This window comes from Prevotella sp. E9-3 (genome assembly GCF_022024015.1).
Classification (GTDB): domain Bacteria; phylum Bacteroidota; class Bacteroidia; order Bacteroidales; family Bacteroidaceae; genus Prevotella.
On the sequence record NZ_CP091786.1, the window covers coordinates 3,621,542 to 3,641,535 of the forward strand.

Genomic DNA, 19,994 nt, shown 5'->3' on the forward strand with positions numbered 1-19,994 from the left:
GCAAATATAGTTATTTTTCTCCTTTTCGGAAAATTTATCACCTATTATTGTACATTTTTTAAGGATTTTCCCGTATTTCGAGCCAACAAAGCAGCGGATAATGGTCGCTGGCGTCCATTTTGCTGTCAATTTCGCACGCGTGCGGTTTAAAATGTGAGGAACACATCAGATTGTCTATCCTGAAGTTGAATCCTCGCCTGTTGTAAGACAGTCCCGGTCCCCTCCCCGACTCCACATAGCAGTCGGTCAGTCCTTCGGCCATCTTCCTTCGCACATACGAGATGGGGGTGTCGTTGAAGTCACCGCACACGATGATGGGGTATTGTTTGTGACGCTCCACATAGCTGTGCACACTGTCGGCCTGCACCGCCCTTATAGCCATTGCTTCGCTCAGTTTTCCCGCTATCATCACCGTCTCGGTGGTTGCCGTGTCGCGCCCCATGCCGCCCTTTATCATTTTCTCGTAGCGGTTGCGGTCTTTACTATTCAGATGACTACTCTCTAAGTGATTGTTTATCACGATGATAGTATCACCGTTCACATTCAGATAGTAAGCCACCGACCCGTTGGTGCGCGAGTCGTATTCTATCTTTTCTTTTTTCAAAATAGGGAAGCGCGTGTGTATGCCCACGTAATTATACCCTATCGTTGGGGCATAGGCTACCTGAGTGGTATCATTATAGGGGAAATAGCGCTCGTAGTCGGAGAAAGGTACGTGCCGGTCTTCCTGAATACACACAATATCGGCCTGTTGCGCTTTCAGATAGGTAAAGATGGTGTCAAAGGCATGCTCATACTTATAGTTTCCACCGTATATGCACACATTATAGGACACTATTCTCAGCGAGCCTTCTGGCGGAGCATCCTGTCCGTGCAACGGCATATAAACGCGAATAGCGGGATAGGCCAGGAGGAAACCCAAAACAGGAATAAGCAAGCGTTTCCAACTGAACAGTACCCAAAAAGGAACAAACATCAGATTGGCCATCAGAAAGAACGGTATCAGCATACCCGCACAGGCCATCAAGGGATATTCCACAGGATTCAGATGGTCGCTATAGGCCACTGCCAACAGCAACAGCACAGTGGCCACATTGGCCCCTGCCAACAGGTTCAGTAGGAAAGACTTCAGGTGCTTGATCATTGTTCACGACTGGCTTCAAACAGCCGTTGCTTCTCGGCTTTGGTCAGACTGTCATAGCCGCTCTTTCTGATTTTGTCAAGAATGGCATCTATCTCGGCCTGGCGCTGCTGCTTGCGCGCATTGTATTCCATATCCATCTGCTGAGGATTCTCACGGGGCGGTGTCGTGGTATTCTCATTCTGCTTGCGACGGGCCGTGCGCTGGTCGAAGTTCCATTTCATATTCTCAAAGAACTGTCGTCCGCTACCCAGGTTATAGTCGATACTGGGATGTCTGCGCCAATAGCGTATCATCATAAAACCAAAGAACATACCGCCCAGATGAGCCATGTGGGCCACACCGTCACCAGCAGAGTTTACTGCCGAGAACAGCTCAATGGCGGCATAAATCATTACAAACCATTTTGCCTTAATGGGCACAGGCAGCGGGAAGATAAAAATACGCTCCTCCGGGAAAGTCATACCGAAAGCCAGCAGAATGGCATAGACGGCTCCCGATGCACCGATGGTCAGACTGTAGCTGCCCATCAGGAACTGAACAACCTCCTGACACAGTCCGGCACCAATACCGCACACCAGATAATAGATCAAGAATTTCTTCGGTCCCCACACCCGTTCAATCACACAGCCGAACATCCATAGCGCAAACATATTAAAGAACAGATGCGTGAACGAGCCATGCAAAAACTGATAGGTGATAAATTGGAACAAATGGAAATAGGGCGACAAGAAAAAATGCAGTCCGCCCCAAATATTAAGATTGATGCCCCTCATCTCAAAAACCGTCGTTGCCAGATAGGCTAAAACATTAATGATGAGCAGATTTTTAGTAATAGTAGGTATCTTCTGAAACACGATATTTTTCCTTTCTTTTGTTAATTAACGTCTTATAGCGTTTGGGGGGCAAAATTACTAAAAATATCTCTCTTTATGCACTATTTTTGGGCTTTTCAAAGTTTTTTTTATGAAAAAATGCATTTTTTCGTGTTTTTTGTTTGTTTAATGAATTCTTTATCTTATATTTGCGACAGAATTTAAGCAAACAACTTTATTTTCACACTTTTAAAACATTAAAAAGCATTATGAACAAGACTGAATTGGTTGAGAAGATTGCAGCTGGTGCTGGTCTCTCTAAGGTTGACGCAAAGAAGGCTCTTGACGCTACTGTAGCAGCTATTAAGGAAGCCCTCATCGCAGGTGACAAGGTTGCTCTCGTTGGTTTCGGCACATTCGCTGTTAACGAGCGTCCCGCTCGTGAGGGTATCAACCCCGCCACAAAGGCTAAGATCAAGATTGCCGCTAAGAAGGTAGCTAAGTTCAAGGCTGGTGCTGAGCTGGCTGACGCCCTGAACTAATCTTAACCAACCTATTCAAAGTAAAACGCTCCCTCGAAAGAGGGAGCGTTTTTTGTGCCGCGAGCGGGAACTTTCGTCCCTATGCGTCATTTCTTGCCTTGCAAGTCTTGTGCCGCGAGCGGGACTCGAACCCGCACAACCATTTCTGGTCAAGGGATTTTAAGTCCCTCGTGTCTACCATTCCACCATCGCGGCCCAGTGCGTAAGACGGTTGCAAAGGTACAGTCTTTTCTCGGAACAGCCAAACCTTTTCCCATTTTTTTCATCAGACAGTGTTTTTCCAATCATCAATCAGAAACCGTTTGGTAGGGAAATTAATGCTAATCCTAAACGATTGACGTGAGTTCACTTCTTGGAGACATAGCACTTATCTGGTTTTCTATTCCACGCAAAAGATGTTCCCGATTTTCGTCACTACTCTTTTTTTCTTTTCCATAATAGTTCTGTATATTATGCGTGATAGTACACTTCATGGAAATATATGCCTCTTAATCCAAACTTTTTCATCAGCGTAGCTGTTTTCTTACCAACAACAAACTCGTAACCTTTTCGCCAGTCAGGCCCAAACATACCTGAAGGCCTTTTTAAAAAGTTATCATCATCACTCAGGTCGTTTTTACTATAAATCATTCGCAAACCATGCCATTCATGAGTTCCACAAACTGGACATAGTTCACCATCATAAGGCATATCAGAATACTCTTCATTAACTTCGAGAATATCGTCTGTCTCAAGTATATAAAAACCGCCAGGACTCCGAAGCGGAATAAAACGGACATTATTAAAATGCTGGACTTTACAGAACATTCTGAACTTCTCACTTACTATTACAAAACCATCATAGGTCTCTTGAAAATGATTCGTTCTTGGGACATAATAATCCAAGTCTGGTAGTTTCTCTACTGTATTATGACAAGCAGGACACAGTCCTGGCGTCTCTTCTCGCGAACCATACATATACTCGGCGTCAACTCCTGATAAAAGCCAAGCAACCACTTTACTATCTGGCAAAACGGGCTTAAAGGGAGGAAGATATGGTTCTTCTATATTGTTGCGTAAACCCAAAACGGACAAAAAAGCGTTTAGCTTGTCTAAAATAAATCTCTTCATTTCTTATCGCTTTATATTTTATATGCAAAATTAATAAATAATATGCTAGAAGCATAATTCATTTCACCAAAGCCACCAATTAAGATGGTTATTTCTATAGAAATCCAATCGAGCATCCCAATATTTATAGGGATATGAATCATAAAACTCTTTTGTTTGTTTAAAAAGTGTAGGAACAGTAAACTTATCCTGAATCATCATTCACAGCAGCTTGCAGATAATGTGCTTTCATACGCTCATTGCAACTACCACGATTATCCATCCACGACACGACAAACGGCATAATGCTATCATCAGCCAATGACTCATAATGCTGATAGAGACTATCTACCTGTGTCATTTGCATAAGCACACGTTCCCTATCTGAACATGACAACAATAAAGAATATAATAATAGAACAAAAAATAGTTTTTGCATATACAGTTATCCAACCTTATTTAGAAGTCCAGTTGCCCACCACAAGAGCATTCTCAATAATATTTTAAAAAATCAAAGATGTCAGCATGCGCCCCATCTCATTCAAGGCCACGAACTTGTAACGCTTCGAGGTCAACGGAACTGGGGTATAATTGAAGTGCTTCATCTCGGCTTTACGCCGCAAAGCCTCCTCGGTAGCCTTCATTACATCTGGATTTTCAAATGCGCTCTTTTCTGGCTCCAGCAGTAGCAGGCGGCCTTTTGAACACGCCTCGAAATACACGCCGTCTGGCTTATAGAAACGCTCTTGAGGTGAGCCTGCAGCCGGAAAGCCATCGTTCAAAAGGACCACCAAAGGGAAACCATGCTCGCGGACAACCCTGGCAATTCTCTTTTCGCCATTACTGATGGCTGCCGTATAGGTTACGGCCCCATTATGCGCTGCTGCCAGCACCGATTGCAGCCGTTCCTCCATCAGATTCTCACTGGCACTTCTGCTCATCTCCACCAGTTGTCTGTCGGGCCAGTTCAACAAGAAATGATTGCCCATAGACGTGAAATATAAGCCTTGCACCTCCGTTTTGCGATGCATACTGAAGAGATTGGGGTTCTGTTTAAGCTGCCAGGCGCGTTCAGGATTCGCTTTCACATATTCAATCATGACATGCAACTGCCCTTTATGGGTAAGCACCCGATAGAAGGGCGGCCCGTCATACAGGTTCTCAACGAATCCGAGTCGGCGTGCCTCCTCCTTACAGCCCTGCATATAGCCGCGCACCACCTGTTTGATGCTTCGGGGCATTGTCCGCTGCACATGCAGCACCATGTGGTGATGGTTCGGCATCACTTTGTCGGCAAGAATCCGAATCTCGGGGCAAAGCTCCAGCATTTTTCGCTGCTGATTGATAAGTGCCCAGCCAATAGGCGTCTTTTCTATGACGGCCGCAGTGCCATCATGCGCAAGCTTGCCGAACAAGGGCTGCCGTGAATTGGCAACCATCGTGACATGAACAATGCAGGGCTTGCGCCAGGTGCCAGGCTCAAGCCAGGTGAAGGTTTCGGTGGTTTTTGAGATATTGTTGGGTAGCATCAATGGAATTTATGGTTAAGGAACGGGACATTGCTCCCCTTTTTAAGTTTCGTATAGTTGTTGCGGATTGTATCCGCAGATATACGCAATTTTCGCTCTCCGCACAGGCTGCCGTAGATGCCGCTCAGACAGCTGCAGATATACGAACAGGCATCAGTTGCCCACCACGAGGGCGTTCTCGTCGAACATGGCGTTGTAGCGAAGGAGGGCGTCGCCATCGTCGCCACTCACGATATTTCCGGTTTCAAGGTCGTAGGTGCGGTGACATTTGCTGCATAGCACCTGCTGGCGGTTGCCTGTCCATACAAGGGGCAGCAATGCCGGACAGTTGGGGCAGATGCGGTCGTAGGCAGTAAGCCCGTTGAAATTGGTGTGGCCAACAATGAGTCCTATCTCGTTGCTGGCTCCAAGCATGTAGGCCTGGTAGTTGTTTTCCTTGTCGGTGGTGATGAGGTTGTCTTCCTCGCCTGGCTTACCGCTGTTGCTCTGTGCCAGCACATGGCGAAGGCCGTGGTTGTCAACCCGCGTATAAATATAGACATAGGTTCCTGCAGAGCGACAGGCAGAGAAAATGATACTTGTTTCATGGCCCTGCACATTAAAACGAAAACGGCAGGGGAACCGATGACTAATTGGATCGTCTTCTTTGCAAGATAAAAGAAGAACTATTGAAAAGCTGAAAAAAATAATGGCCAAAATTGTTTGAATTTTGGCCATTATTTTGAAAATTTTGGCCATAATTTATTTTTCACCTTTTGAAAGGAGTGACTGTTCTGCGTTATCTACGCGCTCAAAAGCGAAACTTTTGAGCACTGATTGCATATAGGCTTCGATACGGTCGTTGCAGAGGTTGCCGATGGAGCCTTCGTGAGTGTGGTGAATCTCCTTGCAGGGAGTGAACTGTCCGGCCTCGATATCGAGTCCCACTTTCTTGTAGGCATCGCGGAAAGGCATACCATTGGCAGCCAGGCGATTCACTTCTTCTACAGAGAACATCGGGTCGTAGCGCGGGTCGTCGAGTATATGCTCGTTCACCTCGATGCGGTTGATGATATAGGCCGTCATGCGCAGGCAGTCGCGCAACTCGTCGAAAGCTGGCAGGAACACCTCCTTGATAATCTGCAGGTCGCGGAAATAACCCACGGGCAGGTTGTTCATCATCATCGTAATCTGATAAGGCAGCGACTGCAGTTTGTTCGACTTCGAGCGAATGAGTTCGAACACGTCGGGGTTTTTCTTATGTGGCATGATGCTCGAACCGGTGGTGCACTCCTTCGGGAGTTTCACGAAACCGAAGTTCTGCGAATTGAACAGACAGGCATCGAAAGCCAGTTTTGCCATGGTTCCGGCGATGGAAGCCAGTGCAAAGGCCACGTTGCGCTCGGTTTTGCCGCGCCCCATCTGGGCATAGACCACGTTATAGTCCATGGTTTCGAAGCCCAACAGGTCGGTAGTCATCTGGCGGTTCAGTGGGAACGATGATCCATAGCCGGCAGCCGAACCCAGCGGATTGCGGTTGGTCATCTTATAGGCAGCCTGGAGGAAAAGCATATCATCGGCTAGACTCTCGGCATAGGCGCCGAACCAAAGACCGAAGCTCGACGGCATGGCCACCTGCAGATGGGTATAGCCGGGCATGAGCACATCCTTAAACTGATTACTCTTAGCAATGAGCTGGTCGAAGAGGTCCTTCACATCGTCGGCCACCAGTCGCAACTGATGACGAGTGAAGAGTTTCAGGTCAACGAGCACCTGATCGTTGCGTGAACGGCCGGAGTGTATTTTCTTACCCATATCGCCCAGTTTGCGGGTGAGCATCAGCTCCACCTGCGAATGGACGTCCTCGATACCGTCTTCAATAACGAACTCGCCTCGCTGTGCCTGGTCGTAGATGTTCTTCAGTTCCTGCAGAAGCACAGGCAGTTCGTCCTTACCTATCAGACCGATGCTTTCCAGCATGGTGATATGAGCCATAGAGCCCAACACATCGTAAGGAGCCAGATAGAGGTCCATTTCGCGGTCACGACCCACGGTGAAGCGGTCAATCTCGGCATTCACCTCATAATTCTTTTCCCAGAGTTTCATATTTCGTTTTTTGGCTTTAGGTTTCTGAGTATAGCCTAATATAGACTTTAGACTACAGACCATAGTCCGAAGTCTAAAGTCTGTAGTCTAAAAAAATTATCTGTAGTCAATAAGAGCCAGTGCATCTGCAATCTTCTCTACCCCATCCTGCAGTGGTCCTGAAACCATTCCTTTGAGCATGAAGGGGATGTCGGCTTTGACTGTGACCTTCATTTTTGAGGTCTCTGCCGTTACGGGGAGTATCTGAATCCAGAGGTTGAAGGGCAGTGGCGATTCCACCGTCTCGAACTTCACGCATTTCGGTTCCTCCCGGTCACAGATACGAAGAGTGATTTTGCCTACAGGAGCCACGCTGATGGACACAGAATCGTTGTCGAAGGTGAAGTCCTGCAATTTATCGTTAGGCACACGGTCGCGCACACTTTCCAGATTGCTCAGATTGCTCAGCTTGGCATAGACGGCCTGCTGGGCGAAAGGCACTTGCTTAATACTACTTTCGAATGTTGCCATAGTCAGTGCCCCCTAAGTTAGGGGGCTGGGGGTCTGAACAAGCGAGTCAAGACTCCTTTTTGGGTTAATAATGTATTTGGCCTGCGCTTGTTCAGGCCTCAGCCTCAATCTATCTGAGGGCGAATGATGACGTCTGTTCAGACCCCCACCCCCCTCGCTCGGCTCAGCCGCTTTGCGCAGCTAAGAACTTAGGGGGCTGTTCCATTCGGCAGGATTCTTACGCCACTCAGCCAGTACGGCCTTGTCTTCATCCTTGATATAACCGGTCTCGGCAGCCTGTTCGATAACGGCATTGTAGTCGCTAAGTGTCACCAGACGAACGCCTGCTTCCTTAAAAGCCTCTTCGGCCACAGGGAAGCCATAGGTGAACGAAGCCACCATACCGATTACCTCAACGCCATACTCGCGCAGAGCAGCAACAGCCTTCAGCGATGAGCCGCCGGTAGAAATCAGATCCTCAACCACGATAACCTTTGCACCCTTGGGCAGCATGCCTTCCACCTGATTGCCCATACCGTGATCTTTGGGTTTTGGACGCACATAGGCATAGGGAAGTTGCAACTCTTCAGCCACCAAAGCACCCTGTGCAATGGCACCAGTAGCTACGCCAGCTACGGCCTCAGCCTCGGGGAAACAAGCCTGTATGAGATGGCACAGTTCCAATTTTACGAACGAACGAAGTTTGGGGAAAGAGAGAGTTTTGCGGTTGTCGGTATAAATAGGAGATTTCCAACCACTAGCCCATGTAAAAGGTTCTTTGGGCTGTAACTTGATGGCTTCGATGTCCATCAGCTTCTGAGCAAATTGCTTTTTGATAGCGTCCATTATTATTCTTATTTAATAAAAAACTGAGTGCAAAGGTACGATTAAGCGAGTGAAAATGCAAATTTATTTGCGATTTTCCGAGCGTGAGTACCTTAGAGCGCCTTAATTTTTGGCATAGCCCAACGCCACGACACTGATTCTCACCCCGGGTATTCGTGCCAGTTCGCTGGCGCAGTTAATAATGGTGCTGCCAGTGGTTATCACATCATCGACCAACAGCAGATGGGCCCCTTTGAGCGAGCTGTCATCCATCAGTTGGAAAGCGCCCTCCACATTCTTCCGGCGTTCAAAGGCGTTCAGACGAGTCTGACTACCGATATAGTTCACTCGTTTCATCACATCCGTTCTGACGGGAATATCTGTTGCCATACTGATGCCACGGGCTATCATCTCGGCCTGGTTGTAGCCACGCTCACGCCGGCGTTCAGCCGTCAGCGGAACAGGAATGATGGCATCGATCTGTTCAAAGAAGCCATCACTCTTCATATATTCCACCAACAACTGCCCCACCTGCTCGGCAATATCGCTGCGGCCAAAGTATTTAAGATGATGAACCAATTGGGCCGACAACGTTTGAGGCTCATAAAAGAAAAAGGCACTGGCCCGTTCAATGGGAAAGATTCCCCAGAACAGGCGTGCCAATGGATTGTCTAATGAATGACGAGAATAGTTGGTCAACGGCAAGTGCATCATGCACGAAGAGCAGAGAACATGCTCATGCTCTACGAGCCGCTGTCCACAGCCAACACAACGGCGAGGCGACAGCAGGTCGAGCAGTGATGTCCAGAAATTCATTGCCGAAACCTAAGGATAGGGCTAACCACGACGATACTGGCTGGGACTCATGCCCACATGTTCCTTGAAATACTTGCCCAGGAACGACTGATTGGGGAAGTTCAGCGCTTTGGTGATGTCCTTGATCGACATAGAAGAATTACGCAACATCACGCGTATTTCAATCGTCACATATCTGTCTATCCATTCGTTAGGGGTGCGCATGCTCACCTGTTTCACCATCTCGGCCAGGTATTTCGGGGTGATGTTCAGCTGCTCGGCGTACCAGGTGACGCGGCGCTCCTGACGACAGTTATCTTCTACCATACGAATAAACTGGTTGAAAATAACATCGGCACGTGTCTGATGAATGTCGCGCTTGCTGGAAGACTGATACACCACATTGCTCAGGTCGTAGAGCATGGCAAGCAACAGTGCTGCCACCAGATTGCGACGGAAATGGTTGCCCGTATCGCCAACCTTCTTGCGAATGATATAGAAATAATCCTTGAATGTTTTCTGAGATTGCGCTGTCAACGGGAAAATAGGATGATTGTGTGAAAACAGGAACAGCGCCGATGCATCGCCCACATTGCGTACAATCTCATTATAGATCGGCATGCTCATCATCATGCACAGACCGTCAAAATCAGGGGATGCATTATATTTGTCAAGCACATGACGTTCCGACACCACCAGCAAGTCGCCAGGAGTAAGTCGTTGTTCAACAGTATCAAGTGTATAGGTCACCTCGCCTTTTGTACACAGGCAGATGAGAATAAAGTTCAGACGGCGTGTTGACTTGGGAAAAGGAGCTTCAGTCAGGCGGTCGATGAGTAAGATATCATCTTCCATCGCTAAGCAGTTAGTCCATTGCTTAACCTTAGAGAAGTTTGTTTCAATAATCCTCTTATTCATAAATGTGCTTTCTATCAAATAATTGATTAAATAAATAATGTATTATCCTTATGTGATAGCAGACGGTATCAAGTGATTGTCGGCTGCAAAGATAAGACAAAAATCATGAGAAAAAGAACCATAGGCAGTCAAAATTGTCAAATAAAATTAAAATTCAGTTTACGTTCCCTTTTTTAGTTAGAAAAAGAAATATATTTGCAATATAGTAATTCTTATTTGTAGTATTTTTCATGACATATAACGAACTTTGCCGCTTGCTCACATCATACTATGACGAAGGCGAGGCCAAGGCTGTGGCCCGTTACGTACTGGAAGTGGCTTTTGGACTGACGATGACTGATGTGGTGTGCGGTGGCGTAGAAAAGTTATCGGCAGCGGATACTGAGCGGCTGAACGGATATATAGACAGACTGCTGAAAGGCGAACCCGTACAGTATGTGTTGGGCGTGGCCGACTTCGGTCCCCGACAGTTTGGTGTAGGTCCAGGTGTTCTCATTCCCCGTCCCGAAACTTACGAACTGTGCCAATGGGCCGTTGAGTGTGTCAAAAAAAAAGACTATCCATCAGAAACAGGAGTAAACATCCTCGATATCGGTACAGGCAGTGGATGTATTGCCTGCACACTGGCGGCCGAACTGCCTAAAGCCCATGTTACGGCTTGGGACATCTCTCCCATCGCTCTCGGTATAGCCCGCGAAAATGCCAAACGCAATAGTGTGAAGGTGGATTTTCAGGCGCGAGACGTACTGAAGGTGCGCTATGGCAGCGATGCCGGCAAATGGAACGTCATTGTGAGCAATCCTCCCTATGTCCTCGACAGCGAAGCCGACGACATGGCCGACCATGTGCTTGATTACGAACCGGAGATAGCACTCTTCGTGCCCGATGACGACCCGCTGCTGTTTTATCTCCACATCAGCAACTACGCTCAGTCGGCACTGGCCGAGGGCGGTCTGCTGCTTTTTGAAATCAACCCTCTTTTCGATGAGCATATCGAAGACATCCTGCTCGGACTGGGATTCGATGACATCACCATTCGGCAAGACCAGTTCGGCCGTAACCGTTTCGTCAAGGCTCAATGGCACTGAGAGGGAAGAGGGAAGATGGAAGAGGTAAGATGTAAGAAGGAAGAGTAAAAAGTAAAAAGGGAAAAATGAATAGGGAAATGAACGAACAGCAGGTATTCCAGAAACTGGCTACGCTCTGTGCGCGTGCCGAGCACTGCCAGTGGGAAATGCTGGAAAAAATGCGGCAGTGGGGCATTGACGATGAGGTGCAGGCACGTATCATGGCCCGCCTTGTGGGCGAACGCTATGTCGATGACAACCGCTATGCCGAGGCTTTCGTACGCGACAAGGTGCGCTACAACCAATGGGGGCGCCGCAAGGTGGAACAGGCACTATGGATGAAACATATAGACAGCGACATTGCCCGTGAGGCCCTCGACAGCATTGACGACGAGGAATATATCAGCATGCTGAAGCCAATGCTTAAGCAAAAAAGCCGCTCCATCAAAGCCAGCAACGACTACGAGCGTAACATGAAACTCATGAAATGGGCTCTTGGCCGCGGTTTTACCATGGATATCATCCGACAGTGCATAAAGGTAGAGGATGACTAAAACTCTACGTAGGGTTTCAATCGGAGAAGTTGTTCAGGAGAGAAATCGGGCAAGAGGCGCAAATCGTCAAGACTCTTAATAGGCCCATGCTTACGACGGTAGTCGGTGATGGCCCGTGCCTGATAATAGTTCAGGTAGGGATGCTGTTTAAGGGCATTGACAGAGAGCTCGTTAAGATTCATACGCTTTGGCTCTGCTGCGACAATCACAAAATATTGTTTGGCAGAGGTAGGGAAATGCTCAAGTTCGTCCAACTGGTCAATATTGACAAACCCTCCCAGACGACGACCATAATCCACAATACGACGGGCATAATAGGAACCGATGCCCGGCACTCGTTTCAACTGAGCGGTATCGGTGAGGTTCAGATCGATGGTTTCACCTTCTTTTAATTTCTTTGGAAACAGGAGCGAGTCTTTGGAAACGGACTTTTCCCTGACCAATAGTGCCGCAGGTTGATAATCAGCCGATATACTGATATAGGGTTCCAGCTCGCGATACTCTTTCTGAGTAAGACCATATAGACGGGCAAAATCTTCTTTAGTGCGATAGATACCGCCTGCAACACGGAACTTATAGATGTTGCGCACCTGCCATGGTTGAAGACCAAGACGCAACAGGGCTGTAGAATCGGCCGTATTGGGATCGAAAACAAAACGTTCGACTTGACGCTTTGGAACATTATAGGAGGATTTTGGACTATCATAGGTGCCATTTCTCGTTCCATTCATGGTACGAAGAGGACGGGAAAGGGAATCAGACTGTTGGAGAAGGTGCTCGTCGGACTGTATGCCGCCTATCTCCACCGTAGCAAAAAAGACATTGCCCGTTATGACAAGCCCCACAAGAACAGCCACAAAAACCAGTATTCTACGATCGGATTTCGGCAGGTAGAAGAATTCTTTCAAGAACATTTATGCAATAAAGATTTCAAATAGCAGGTTAGGTTGACAAGGTAAGTATTTACAGCACCCCAAACTGATGTAGGAAGATGAGCAGGATGCACAATGGCACGATATAGCGAACCGAGAACTGATAGGCCCGGAAAAGTCCTTCGGCCACAGTGCCTTGATTGGTCAGTTCGTCATGTACCAATCGCTGATCGACCACCCAACCGATGAACAGACTGGTGAGGAAGGCTCCTAAAGGCAACATAATCTGAGCAGTGAGCATGTCACAGAAATCCATAAGTGACTGTCCGAAAAGTGTCAAACTATCGACAGCGCCCACACTGAGCGAACAGCCTATCGCCAACAGGATGCACACAAGGGTCTCAATCCACGCTGCCTTCTTGCGCTGGAGATTCAGCTCTTCAGCAAAAAAAGCAGTACTTATCTCATGCATGGAGATTGTTGACGTAAGGGCAGCAAACACCAACAGGGCATAAAACAGAATGCCAATGACATAGCCCAAGAGGGGTAAATGGCCAAAGGCCTGTTGGAACACGTTGGGAAGGGTGATGAAGATGAGCGAAGGACCGGCATCGGGCTCAACACCTACCGAGAAAGCGGCAGGGAATATCATGAGTCCGGAAAGAATAGCAATGAACGTGTCAAGAAAGGCTATCTGACCGGCACTCTTCAACAGGTTGGTATCGCGACTGAAATAACTGGCATAGGTGCACAGGCAGGCGGTGCCCAACGACAATGAGAAGAAGGCCTGGCCCAACGCTTCGAGCAGCACACCGCCACTGACTTTTGAGAAATCGGGCTTCAACAGGAACTCCACACCCGCCATAGCTCCTGGCAGTGAGCAAGAGGCTATGACAATCAGCACTAAAAGTACCAACAGCAAGGGCATCAGCAGTTTGGAGGCCCGCTCGATGCCGTTCTGAACGCCCCGCACGATGACCAAATGGGTGATAAGAATAAAGGCAACGGCCCATAACACTGGTTTCCAGGGATGGGAAGAGAAAGACTGGAAATAATGCAGCACATAGTCGGCATCGCCACTTAGATGTCCCATCAATGAGGCAAAGAGATACTGAAGGCACCAGCCTGCCACTACTGCATAAAAACCTAAAATGATAGTAGAAGTGAGAATACCAAGATAGCCCACCAGCCGCCAACGACGTTGACCGCCAGAAATCTCGTAATAGGCGCGTGCAGCATTAGACTGTGAATGACGGCCAATGATAAACTCGCTGACCATTCCGGGAATTCCTAAGAGAAGAATACACCCGAAATAGAGTACGATAAAAGCTGCTCCACCATTATGTCCCGCCATAAAGGGGAAACGCCACACATTTCCTAACCCTACAGCCGAACCTGCCGTAGCCAGGATTATACCCAATTTAGATGCAAAATTACCTCTCGCCTTCATACAATTGTCAATTATCAATTCTCAATTGTCAATTCTCAATTGTCAATTGTCAATTGTCAATTATCAATTAAATACTCTCACACCCATCCAAACTGGTGGAGGAAGATAAACAGAATACCTAATGGACACACATATTTCACCAGGAAAAGATACAGGTGGAAGAAACGTCCACGCAGGGTTCCCCAGTTGGTGAACTCGTCACGAACAATTCTATGAGGAACAAACCATCCGATAAACACACAGGTGAGGAAGCCTACCACTGGAAGGAATATCTGACCGGTCACAAAGTCGAAAATATCGAATAGCGACATACCCAACAACTGAAGTCCGTCGTATCCGCCCAACGACAACGAGCAGAACACTCCTATAATAGAAGCAAGCACTACCACAAGGAAAGTGGCTGACTTGCGCGAAATATGCATCTCCTCCTGACAGAAAGCTGTGCTCACCTCAACCAACGACATCAGCGAGGTAAGGGCTGCCAGTGACAGCAGGCTATAGAACATCAGTGATACTACATAACCCACGATGGGCATACTGCTGAAAGCCTGTTGAAACACATTCGGAAGGGTAATAAAAATCAACGAAGGACCACTGTCAGGACTCACTCCCACAGAAAAGGCTGCTGGGAAAATCATCAGTCCGGCAAGGATAGCCACGATAGAATCGATGACGCCTATTTGGATGGCTGAATTGGCCAAATTGGTCTGACGGGAGAAATAGCTGGCATAAGTACAGATACAGCCCATGGCAATAGACAGGGAATAGAACGACTGTCCGAGTGCTGAAAGGAACACACTACTGTTCAGCGCCGTCCAATCGGGCTTTAACAGGAAAGCAATACCTTTGTCAGCACCGGGCAACAGACAGGATGCTATAACAATAATCAGCAACAGCACAAACAAGGTAGGCATCAGAATCTTGGATGCTCGCTCTATACCTTTCTGAATACCGTGCTCAACAATCAGATAGGTCAGCAGCATAATGACAACCAACCAGAACACCGGTTTGCCGGGATGGGTAGAAAAGTCGGAAAAGAACTGCTGGAAATAGCTGGGCTCTCCATTGAGATGACCTATTCCTGCCGACCAGATATAGTGAAGGCACCAGCCCGACACCACAGCATAATAGCCTGTAATAAGAAAACCGGTAAGCACGCCCATATAGCCTATCAGCGACCATGCCGTGCCATTCGACATCTTACAAAAGGCACGTGCCGTATTCGATTGAGCATGACGACCAATAATGAACTCACTGATCATGCAGGGAATACCCAGTAATAACACACAAAGAAAATAGATGAGAATGAATACTGCTCCACCATTCTCGCCTGCCATATAAGGGAAACGCCAAACATTACCCAGTCCCACAGCCGAACCTGCCGTAGCCAGGATAATGCCTAACTTAGACGCAAAATTTCCTCTTTCCGATTGTGACATTTATATACACTTTTTGAAAAAACGCTGCAAAATTATAAAAAGAATCTCACTTTTCTTGTAAATTTATAAGTAAAAGCAGAAAAAAGTGGTAATTTTGCAAGAAAAATGAATAATGTGGAAGAAAAGAACACAAAAAAACAAAATGAATAATATAATCCACTTCATACGACGCTATCCTCTGTCATTGCTCTGTATTGCAAGTATCTGGTATCTCTGCATCTGGTTCCTTCCTCCTGAATTGCCAGAATTGGATAATGTAGCCTTTCTGGACAAATGGACTCACTTTGTGATGTACGGTGGTACCTGTACCATTATCTGGTGGGAATATCTGTACAATCATGAGCGCATGTCATGGTTCAACATACTACAACAAGGATGGAAGCGCCTGCTTTTGTTTGCTTGGCTGGCTCCCATCCTTATGAGTGGATGCATAGAAATTGTTCAGGAATACTGCACGGAGAATCGTGCCGGCGAATGGCTCGATCTTGCAGCAAATGCCACAGGATGTACATTGGGAGCCATCATCGGTCTTATCATGACCTTTCATAGAGGAAAGGTGCGTTGACCTTTTCTAAGAAAAGTGTGTTGACACTTCACTAAGAAAAGTGTGTTGGCCATTCTTAAGAAAGACGCATTGGCTATACCTATTTTAATAAATGGGCAATATCGTCTTTCCAGAGTTTATAGGGATTCTGGCGCATGTGTGAATTATAGAAACGGCGGTCGCCAGTTACCTCACAACCAATAAAGTCGGGTTTAATAAAAGTTTCGTCGGGGTTGGAGAGTTCTACTTCAGCCATCACCAGTCCTTCGTTCTCGCCATAGAACTCGTCAACTTCAAACACATGTTTTCCGGAAGGTACCAAAAAGCGTGTTTTATCAATAATACCGGGTTCGCATAATTGGAACAGGTGTTCGGCCTCATCGAGGGTTATCTCTTTCTCAAACTCATAGCGTGAGAGACCATTATCAAGAGAAGGTCCTTTGATGGTGAGAAAAGCCTGCTGATCGCGGCGGCGCACCCTTACGGTGCAGCCGTGACCACTGCAGATATAACCTTGTTGGATTCGGCTCTTACTGGTAGCCTGACGTTTGTAATCGTCGCCTTTTACGAGAAACTTGCGTTCTATCTCAAGTCCGCTCATTGGCTTAGATTCCCATCATAAAAAACGCCCAAATAATATAGAAAAAGGCCAGCAGTATCAGCACGCCGATAATCCACTTCACGATTCTGTCACCTTGTTTAGCCTGCTTTTCCTCGTAGGCTCTCTGCTTAGCATTCAGATGCTTTTCTTCTTGATTCTTCTTAGACATAATATTAGTCCCCTAAATTAGGGGGTGGGGGTCTGAACAAGCGTAACTCAGACTTATTAAAGGTTAATATAATTTTATTGGGAGTCTGCGCTTGTTCAGGCTCCCGCCTCCTATTCAGAGGTTTTATGCTTCGTCATTTACCGGGAACTCCATCAAGTAGGCCTTGATAAAGCCATCGAGTTTGCCGTTCATCACACCATCTACATCCGAAGTCTGATAGTTGGTACGATGGTCTTTCACTCGTTTATCATCGAACACATAGGAACGAATCTGTGAGCCCCACTCAATTTTCTTCTTGCCGGCTTCAATTTTGGCCTGTGCCTCCAGACGTTTCTTCATGGCACGGTCGTAGAGTTGTGAACGCAGCAAAGCCATTGCACGCTCCTTGTTCTTCGGCTGGTCGCGAGTCTCGGTATTCTCAATAAGGATTTCTTCCGATTCGCCTGTATCGGGATCGGTGTACCAATAGCGCAAGCGGACACCCGACTCCACCTTGTTCACGTTCTGACCACCGGCACCGCTTGAACGGAAAGTATCCCATGAAAGTTTGGCAGGATCAACATATACTTCGATAGTATCATCTACCAGTGGAGAAACGAATACTGAGGCGAAAGAGGTCATACGCTTACCCTGTGCGTTGTAAGGAGAAACACGCACCAAACGATGCACGCCATTCTCAGATTTCAGGAAACCATAGGCATACTCTCCACCCTCTATCTGCATGGTCACACTCTTGATTCCGGCATCTTCGCCATCAAGCAGTGAACTGATAGTCACCTTATAGCCATGAGCCTCAGCCCAGCGCATATACATACGCATCAGCATCTGTGCCCAGTCTTGTGCCTCAGTACCACCTGCACCGCTATTGATTTTCAGTACACAGTCCATCGGGTCTTCCTTCTGGCGCAACATGTTCATCAACTCCAGTTCCTCAATAGCAGCAATAGCCTGTTCATAGTCGTGGTCAACCTCTTCTTCGGTGACCATCTCTTCTTTATAGAAATCAAAAGCCAGTTGCAACTCATCTGCCTTGGCGCGACAGTCGTGATAGCCGTCTATCCATTTCTTGATAGACTTAACTTTCTTCATTTGTTCCTCGGCACGCTTAGGATCCTCCCAAAAGTCGGGAGCCTGCGTACGGAGGTCTTCTTCCTCAAACTCTATCTTCTTCTCGTCGATACGAAGATAGTGGTTCAGCTTATCTACTCTTTCGAGTACTTCTTTCAGTTGATCTTGTGTAATCATAGAATCTTATTCGTACATGCGCTCAATTTCCTTTTTATAGTTCTCGTTAAGCACACGGCGCTTGATTTTCAGCGTGTTTGTAAGTTCGCCGCGCTCCAGAGAGAAGGGATGAGGCAGGAGTGTAAAGCGTTTCACCTGCTCGTAGTGGGCCAGTTGCTGCTGAAGGGTGTCGATACGTTCCATCAGCATCTGGTGAATCTTTTCGTTTTCACAGAGGTCTTCACGGCTATTGAAAGGAATATCATGCTCACGGGCATATTCCTCCAAAAGGGGATAGACCGGGATGATGAGTGCCGAAACGAACTTGCGCTGGTCGGCAATGATAGCAATCTGGTCAATATACTTATCGACCAGCAGCTTTGACTCAATCATCTGTGGAGCAATATATTTACCGTTAGAGGTCTTGAAAAGGTCCTTGATACGCTCTTTGAGGAACAACTCACCATTCTGGATAAAGCCAGAGTCACCTGTCTTGAAATATCCATCGGCAGTGAAGGCCTCACGAGTCAGTTCTTCACGATTATAATAGCCACGGGTGATGGTAGGGCCTTTCAGCAATATCTCGCCTTCCTCACTGATTTTCACATCGAGTCCATCAATAGGATAACCCACTGAGCCTACTGTGAAAGGTTTTCCGATATGATTACAGCTCACGGTGGCCAAACTTTCGGTAAGTCCGTAGCCTACATCCATGGTTATACCAATAGAATGCACAAACTCCTCAACATGACGGTTTACAGTAGCACCAGCAGTGGGAAAAAAATGAGCATTCTCAAGCCCCAACTCCTTGCGAACCAGCGAGAATACAGTCTTGTTCAGCATCTCATATTCCAGATGCAAAGCCATTGGCGGGCGTTTTCCACAAGCCAGATATTCGATATTGTGCTTACGGCCTACGTTCAATGCATGCTTGAACAGTTTGCGCTGGAACACACCGCTGGTCTCAATTTTCTCTTGTACGCCCTGATATACCTTCTCCCAAAAACGGGGAACTGACGACATACAGGTGGGATGAGTTTCGCGCATTGACTGCTGGACCTCCATCGGACGGGTGTTCACAATCAGTCGGGCACCTACTGTGATACAAAGAATCTTCCAGGCCTTCTCGAAAATATGAGTGAAGGGCAGGAAGTTCATCACACGATCATTTTCAGTAACAGGTACACACTTATGGTTGGCCTCGAAAGCAGCATGATACTGACTGTGACTGAGAATCACACCTTTCGAATCGCCTGTAGTACCACTGGTATAAAGGATATTTGCTATTTCGTCGAATGATGCTTTTTGCTGAAGTGCATCCACTTCCGTCTGTCTGGGCAAACCTTCGCCCAACTTCAGGAAATCGTCGAAATGCATGGCAGTCTGGTCGTTTTCGTCAATATGAACGGCAGGATCGAAAACTATAATTTTTTCCAACGACTTGCACATAGCAAACACACGGCGCGCCTTGTCGTACTGTTCCTGTTCGCCAACAAAGAGGAAACGCACCTTGGCATCACTAATCATAAACTGTATTTGCTGTTCGGAACTGGTGGCATAAAAAGGAATTGTGACAGCACGGATGCCCCAAGCTCCAAAGTCGGTAAACAGATACTGGACGGTGTTCTGCGAGAACACACCTACATTTTCCTGCACCTTTATTCCCAGATTCAGCATGGCGTTGGAGGTCTTCTTGACAATTGCCGAGAACTCATTCCAAGAATACGATTTCCATTGCGTACCGCCAAATTCTTTATAAATCAGGGCTTCACGATCTCCTAACTGAGCTGCTACATCATGAACGAGACGTGATAGGTGCGAATTGATTTGTTGCATATTATTGAAA

22 protein-coding genes and 1 tRNA gene are annotated in these 19,994 nt (G+C 47.1%); 4 read left to right on the forward strand and 19 right to left on the reverse strand.

All coding sequences use genetic code 11. The features are described 5' to 3' along the window. Positions 1–58 precede the first annotated feature (58 nt). Together L6475_RS14055 and L6475_RS14060 are read right to left on the reverse strand one after the other, a co-directional pair. Positions 59–1,144: an endonuclease/exonuclease/phosphatase family protein gene (locus L6475_RS14055; RefSeq protein ID WP_237821103.1), complete on the reverse strand. Its 1,086-nt coding sequence runs from the start codon at positions 1,142–1,144 to the stop codon at positions 59–61. Continuing rightward, positions 1,141–1,998: a rhomboid family intramembrane serine protease gene (locus L6475_RS14060; RefSeq protein WP_237821105.1), complete on the reverse strand. Its 858-nt coding sequence runs from the start codon at positions 1,996–1,998 to the stop codon at positions 1,141–1,143. Before L6475_RS14060 ends, L6475_RS14055 begins: the two co-directional genes overlap by 4 nt. Before the next feature lie 227 nt (positions 1,999–2,225). Here L6475_RS14060 and L6475_RS14065 point away from each other — a divergent pair, with 227 nt between their 5' ends. Then, positions 2,226–2,498, forward strand: coding sequence for an HU family DNA-binding protein (locus L6475_RS14065; protein ID WP_237821107.1), 273 nt, complete (start codon positions 2,226–2,228; stop codon positions 2,496–2,498). A 110-nt stretch (positions 2,499–2,608) separates the two neighbouring features. On the opposite strand, the gene L6475_RS14070 is transcribed toward L6475_RS14065, so the two are convergent. From L6475_RS14070 to L6475_RS14115, 10 genes are all read right to left on the reverse strand, one after another. Next, a tRNA-Leu gene (locus tag L6475_RS14070) sits at positions 2,609–2,693 on the reverse strand. Positions 2,694–2,948: 255 nt separating this feature from the next. Beyond that, positions 2,949–3,608 (reverse strand): hypothetical protein, encoded by a 660-nt coding sequence (locus L6475_RS14075; protein WP_237821109.1) that lies wholly within the window; start codon positions 3,606–3,608, stop codon positions 2,949–2,951. Positions 3,609–3,792: 184 nt separating this feature from the next. Then, positions 3,793–3,948 (reverse strand): hypothetical protein, encoded by a 156-nt coding sequence (locus tag L6475_RS14080; RefSeq protein ID WP_237821111.1) that lies wholly within the window; start codon positions 3,946–3,948, stop codon positions 3,793–3,795. Positions 3,949–4,090: 142 nt separating this feature from the next. Beyond that, on the reverse strand, positions 4,091–4,915 hold the full coding sequence (locus L6475_RS14085) for a hypothetical protein (RefSeq protein ID WP_237821113.1): 825 nt from the start codon (positions 4,913–4,915) through the stop codon (positions 4,091–4,093). A 354-nt stretch (positions 4,916–5,269) separates the two neighbouring features. Beyond that, positions 5,270–5,812, reverse strand: a complete 543-nt coding sequence (locus tag L6475_RS14090; RefSeq protein WP_237821115.1) for a hypothetical protein — start codon at positions 5,810–5,812, stop codon at positions 5,270–5,272. Between the two features lie 45 nt (positions 5,813–5,857). Further along, a complete protein-coding gene (argH, locus tag L6475_RS14095; RefSeq protein WP_237821117.1) occupies positions 5,858–7,201 on the reverse strand; it encodes an argininosuccinate lyase in 1,344 nt (447 codons plus the stop codon). A gap of 96 nt (positions 7,202–7,297) precedes the next feature. Further along, on the reverse strand, positions 7,298–7,711 hold the full coding sequence (locus L6475_RS14100; RefSeq protein WP_237821119.1) for an SRPBCC family protein: 414 nt from the start codon (positions 7,709–7,711) through the stop codon (positions 7,298–7,300). 180 nt (positions 7,712–7,891) lie between these two features. After that, a complete protein-coding gene (gene pyrE / locus L6475_RS14105; RefSeq protein WP_237821121.1) occupies positions 7,892–8,536 on the reverse strand; it encodes an orotate phosphoribosyltransferase in 645 nt (214 codons plus the stop codon). Positions 8,537–8,638: 102 nt separating this feature from the next. Continuing rightward, a complete protein-coding gene (locus tag L6475_RS14110; protein WP_237821123.1) occupies positions 8,639–9,331 on the reverse strand; it encodes a ComF family protein in 693 nt (230 codons plus the stop codon). 21 nt (positions 9,332–9,352) lie between these two features. Next, the gene (locus L6475_RS14115) at positions 9,353–10,228 is read right to left on the reverse strand and encodes a helix-turn-helix domain-containing protein (protein ID WP_237821125.1); all 876 of its coding nucleotides are present in this window, start codon (positions 10,226–10,228) and stop codon (positions 9,353–9,355) included. 230 nt (positions 10,229–10,458) lie between these two features. Between L6475_RS14115 and prmC the strand changes: the two genes are divergently transcribed. Together prmC and L6475_RS14125 are read left to right on the forward strand one after the other, a co-directional pair. Then, positions 10,459–11,316 (forward strand): peptide chain release factor N(5)-glutamine methyltransferase, encoded by an 858-nt coding sequence (gene prmC / locus L6475_RS14120; protein WP_237821127.1) that lies wholly within the window; start codon positions 10,459–10,461, stop codon positions 11,314–11,316. A 77-nt stretch (positions 11,317–11,393) separates the two neighbouring features. Beyond that, positions 11,394–11,849, forward strand: a complete 456-nt coding sequence (locus L6475_RS14125) for a regulatory protein RecX (protein ID WP_237821129.1) — start codon at positions 11,394–11,396, stop codon at positions 11,847–11,849. On the opposite strand, the gene L6475_RS14130 is transcribed toward L6475_RS14125, so the two are convergent. The 3 genes from L6475_RS14130 to L6475_RS14140 all read right to left on the reverse strand — a co-directional run bounded on the left by L6475_RS14130 (position 11,846) and on the right by L6475_RS14140 (position 15,610). Next, a complete protein-coding gene (locus L6475_RS14130; RefSeq protein WP_237821132.1) occupies positions 11,846–12,763 on the reverse strand; it encodes a ComEA family DNA-binding protein in 918 nt (305 codons plus the stop codon). The two genes, L6475_RS14125 and L6475_RS14130, sit on opposite strands and share 4 nt — an antisense overlap. Before the next feature lie 49 nt (positions 12,764–12,812). Then, entirely contained in the window at positions 12,813–14,171 is a 1,359-nt protein-coding gene (locus tag L6475_RS14135; RefSeq protein ID WP_237821133.1) for a sodium-dependent transporter, read from the reverse strand. Positions 14,172–14,248: 77 nt separating this feature from the next. Further along, on the reverse strand, positions 14,249–15,610 hold the full coding sequence (locus L6475_RS14140; RefSeq protein WP_237821135.1) for a sodium-dependent transporter: 1,362 nt from the start codon (positions 15,608–15,610) through the stop codon (positions 14,249–14,251). A gap of 142 nt (positions 15,611–15,752) precedes the next feature. Between L6475_RS14140 and L6475_RS14145 the strand changes: the two genes are divergently transcribed. Continuing rightward, entirely contained in the window at positions 15,753–16,175 is a 423-nt protein-coding gene (locus L6475_RS14145) for a VanZ family protein (RefSeq protein WP_237821137.1), read from the forward strand. Positions 16,176–16,254: 79 nt separating this feature from the next. Here L6475_RS14145 and L6475_RS14150 read toward each other — a convergent pair whose 3' ends face one another. The 4 genes from L6475_RS14150 to L6475_RS14165 all read right to left on the reverse strand — a co-directional run bounded on the left by L6475_RS14150 (position 16,255) and on the right by L6475_RS14165 (position 19,984). Then, complete coding sequence (locus tag L6475_RS14150; RefSeq protein WP_237821139.1) at positions 16,255–16,755, reverse strand: CYTH domain-containing protein; 501 nt, start codon at positions 16,753–16,755, stop codon at positions 16,255–16,257. Between the two features lie 4 nt (positions 16,756–16,759). Further along, the gene (locus L6475_RS14155; RefSeq protein ID WP_237821141.1) at positions 16,760–16,924 is read right to left on the reverse strand and encodes a hypothetical protein; all 165 of its coding nucleotides are present in this window, start codon (positions 16,922–16,924) and stop codon (positions 16,760–16,762) included. Positions 16,925–17,047: 123 nt separating this feature from the next. After that, positions 17,048–18,169: a peptide chain release factor 2 gene (gene prfB / locus L6475_RS14160; RefSeq protein ID WP_237821143.1), complete on the reverse strand. Its 1,122-nt coding sequence runs from the start codon at positions 18,167–18,169 to the stop codon at positions 17,048–17,050. 6 nt (positions 18,170–18,175) lie between these two features. Further along, positions 18,176–19,984 carry a long-chain fatty acid--CoA ligase gene (locus L6475_RS14165; protein ID WP_237821145.1) on the reverse strand — a complete coding sequence of 603 codons (1,809 nt, stop codon included), beginning with the start codon at positions 19,982–19,984 and terminating at the stop codon, positions 18,176–18,178. Between the last annotated feature and the right edge of the window lie 10 nt (positions 19,985–19,994).

What these genes read in the sequence shown, in the direction of transcription:
- L6475_RS14055 (WP_237821103.1), bottom strand. Translation starts at nt 1,144, where the DNA reads ATGATCAAGCACCTGAAGTCTTTCCTACTGAACCTGTTGGCAGGGGCC.
- L6475_RS14065 (WP_237821107.1), top strand. Translation starts at nt 2,226, where the DNA reads ATGAACAAGACTGAATTGGTTGAGAAGATTGCAGCTGGTGCTGGTCTC.
- L6475_RS14075 (WP_237821109.1), bottom strand. Translation starts at nt 3,608, where the DNA reads ATGAAGAGATTTATTTTAGACAAGCTAAACGCTTTTTTGTCCGTTTTG.
- L6475_RS14080 (WP_237821111.1), bottom strand. Translation starts at nt 3,948, where the DNA reads ATGACACAGGTAGATAGTCTCTATCAGCATTATGAGTCATTGGCTGAT.
- L6475_RS14085 (WP_237821113.1), bottom strand. Translation starts at nt 4,915, where the DNA reads ATGCTGGAGCTTTGCCCCGAGATTCGGATTCTTGCCGACAAAGTGATG.
- argH (WP_237821117.1), bottom strand. Translation starts at nt 7,201, where the DNA reads ATGAAACTCTGGGAAAAGAATTATGAGGTGAATGCCGAGATTGACCGC.
- L6475_RS14100 (WP_237821119.1), bottom strand. Translation starts at nt 7,711, where the DNA reads ATGGCAACATTCGAAAGTAGTATTAAGCAAGTGCCTTTCGCCCAGCAG.
- pyrE (WP_237821121.1), bottom strand. Translation starts at nt 8,536, where the DNA reads ATGGACGCTATCAAAAAGCAATTTGCTCAGAAGCTGATGGACATCGAA.
- L6475_RS14110 (WP_237821123.1), bottom strand. Translation starts at nt 9,331, where the DNA reads ATGAATTTCTGGACATCACTGCTCGACCTGCTGTCGCCTCGCCGTTGT.
- L6475_RS14115 (WP_237821125.1), bottom strand. Translation starts at nt 10,228, where the DNA reads ATGAATAAGAGGATTATTGAAACAAACTTCTCTAAGGTTAAGCAATGG.
- prmC (WP_237821127.1), top strand. Translation starts at nt 10,459, where the DNA reads ATGACATATAACGAACTTTGCCGCTTGCTCACATCATACTATGACGAA.
- L6475_RS14125 (WP_237821129.1), top strand. Translation starts at nt 11,394, where the DNA reads ATGAACGAACAGCAGGTATTCCAGAAACTGGCTACGCTCTGTGCGCGT.
- L6475_RS14130 (WP_237821132.1), bottom strand. Translation starts at nt 12,763, where the DNA reads ATGTTCTTGAAAGAATTCTTCTACCTGCCGAAATCCGATCGTAGAATA.
- L6475_RS14135 (WP_237821133.1), bottom strand. Translation starts at nt 14,171, where the DNA reads ATGAAGGCGAGAGGTAATTTTGCATCTAAATTGGGTATAATCCTGGCT.
- L6475_RS14140 (WP_237821135.1), bottom strand. Translation starts at nt 15,610, where the DNA reads ATGTCACAATCGGAAAGAGGAAATTTTGCGTCTAAGTTAGGCATTATC.
- L6475_RS14145 (WP_237821137.1), top strand. Translation starts at nt 15,753, where the DNA reads ATGAATAATATAATCCACTTCATACGACGCTATCCTCTGTCATTGCTC.
- L6475_RS14150 (WP_237821139.1), bottom strand. Translation starts at nt 16,755, where the DNA reads ATGAGCGGACTTGAGATAGAACGCAAGTTTCTCGTAAAAGGCGACGAT.
- L6475_RS14155 (WP_237821141.1), bottom strand. Translation starts at nt 16,924, where the DNA reads ATGTCTAAGAAGAATCAAGAAGAAAAGCATCTGAATGCTAAGCAGAGA.
- prfB (WP_237821143.1), bottom strand. Translation starts at nt 18,169, where the DNA reads ATGATTACACAAGATCAACTGAAAGAAGTACTCGAAAGAGTAGATAAG.
- L6475_RS14165 (WP_237821145.1), bottom strand. Translation starts at nt 19,984, where the DNA reads ATGCAACAAATCAATTCGCACCTATCACGTCTCGTTCATGATGTAGCA.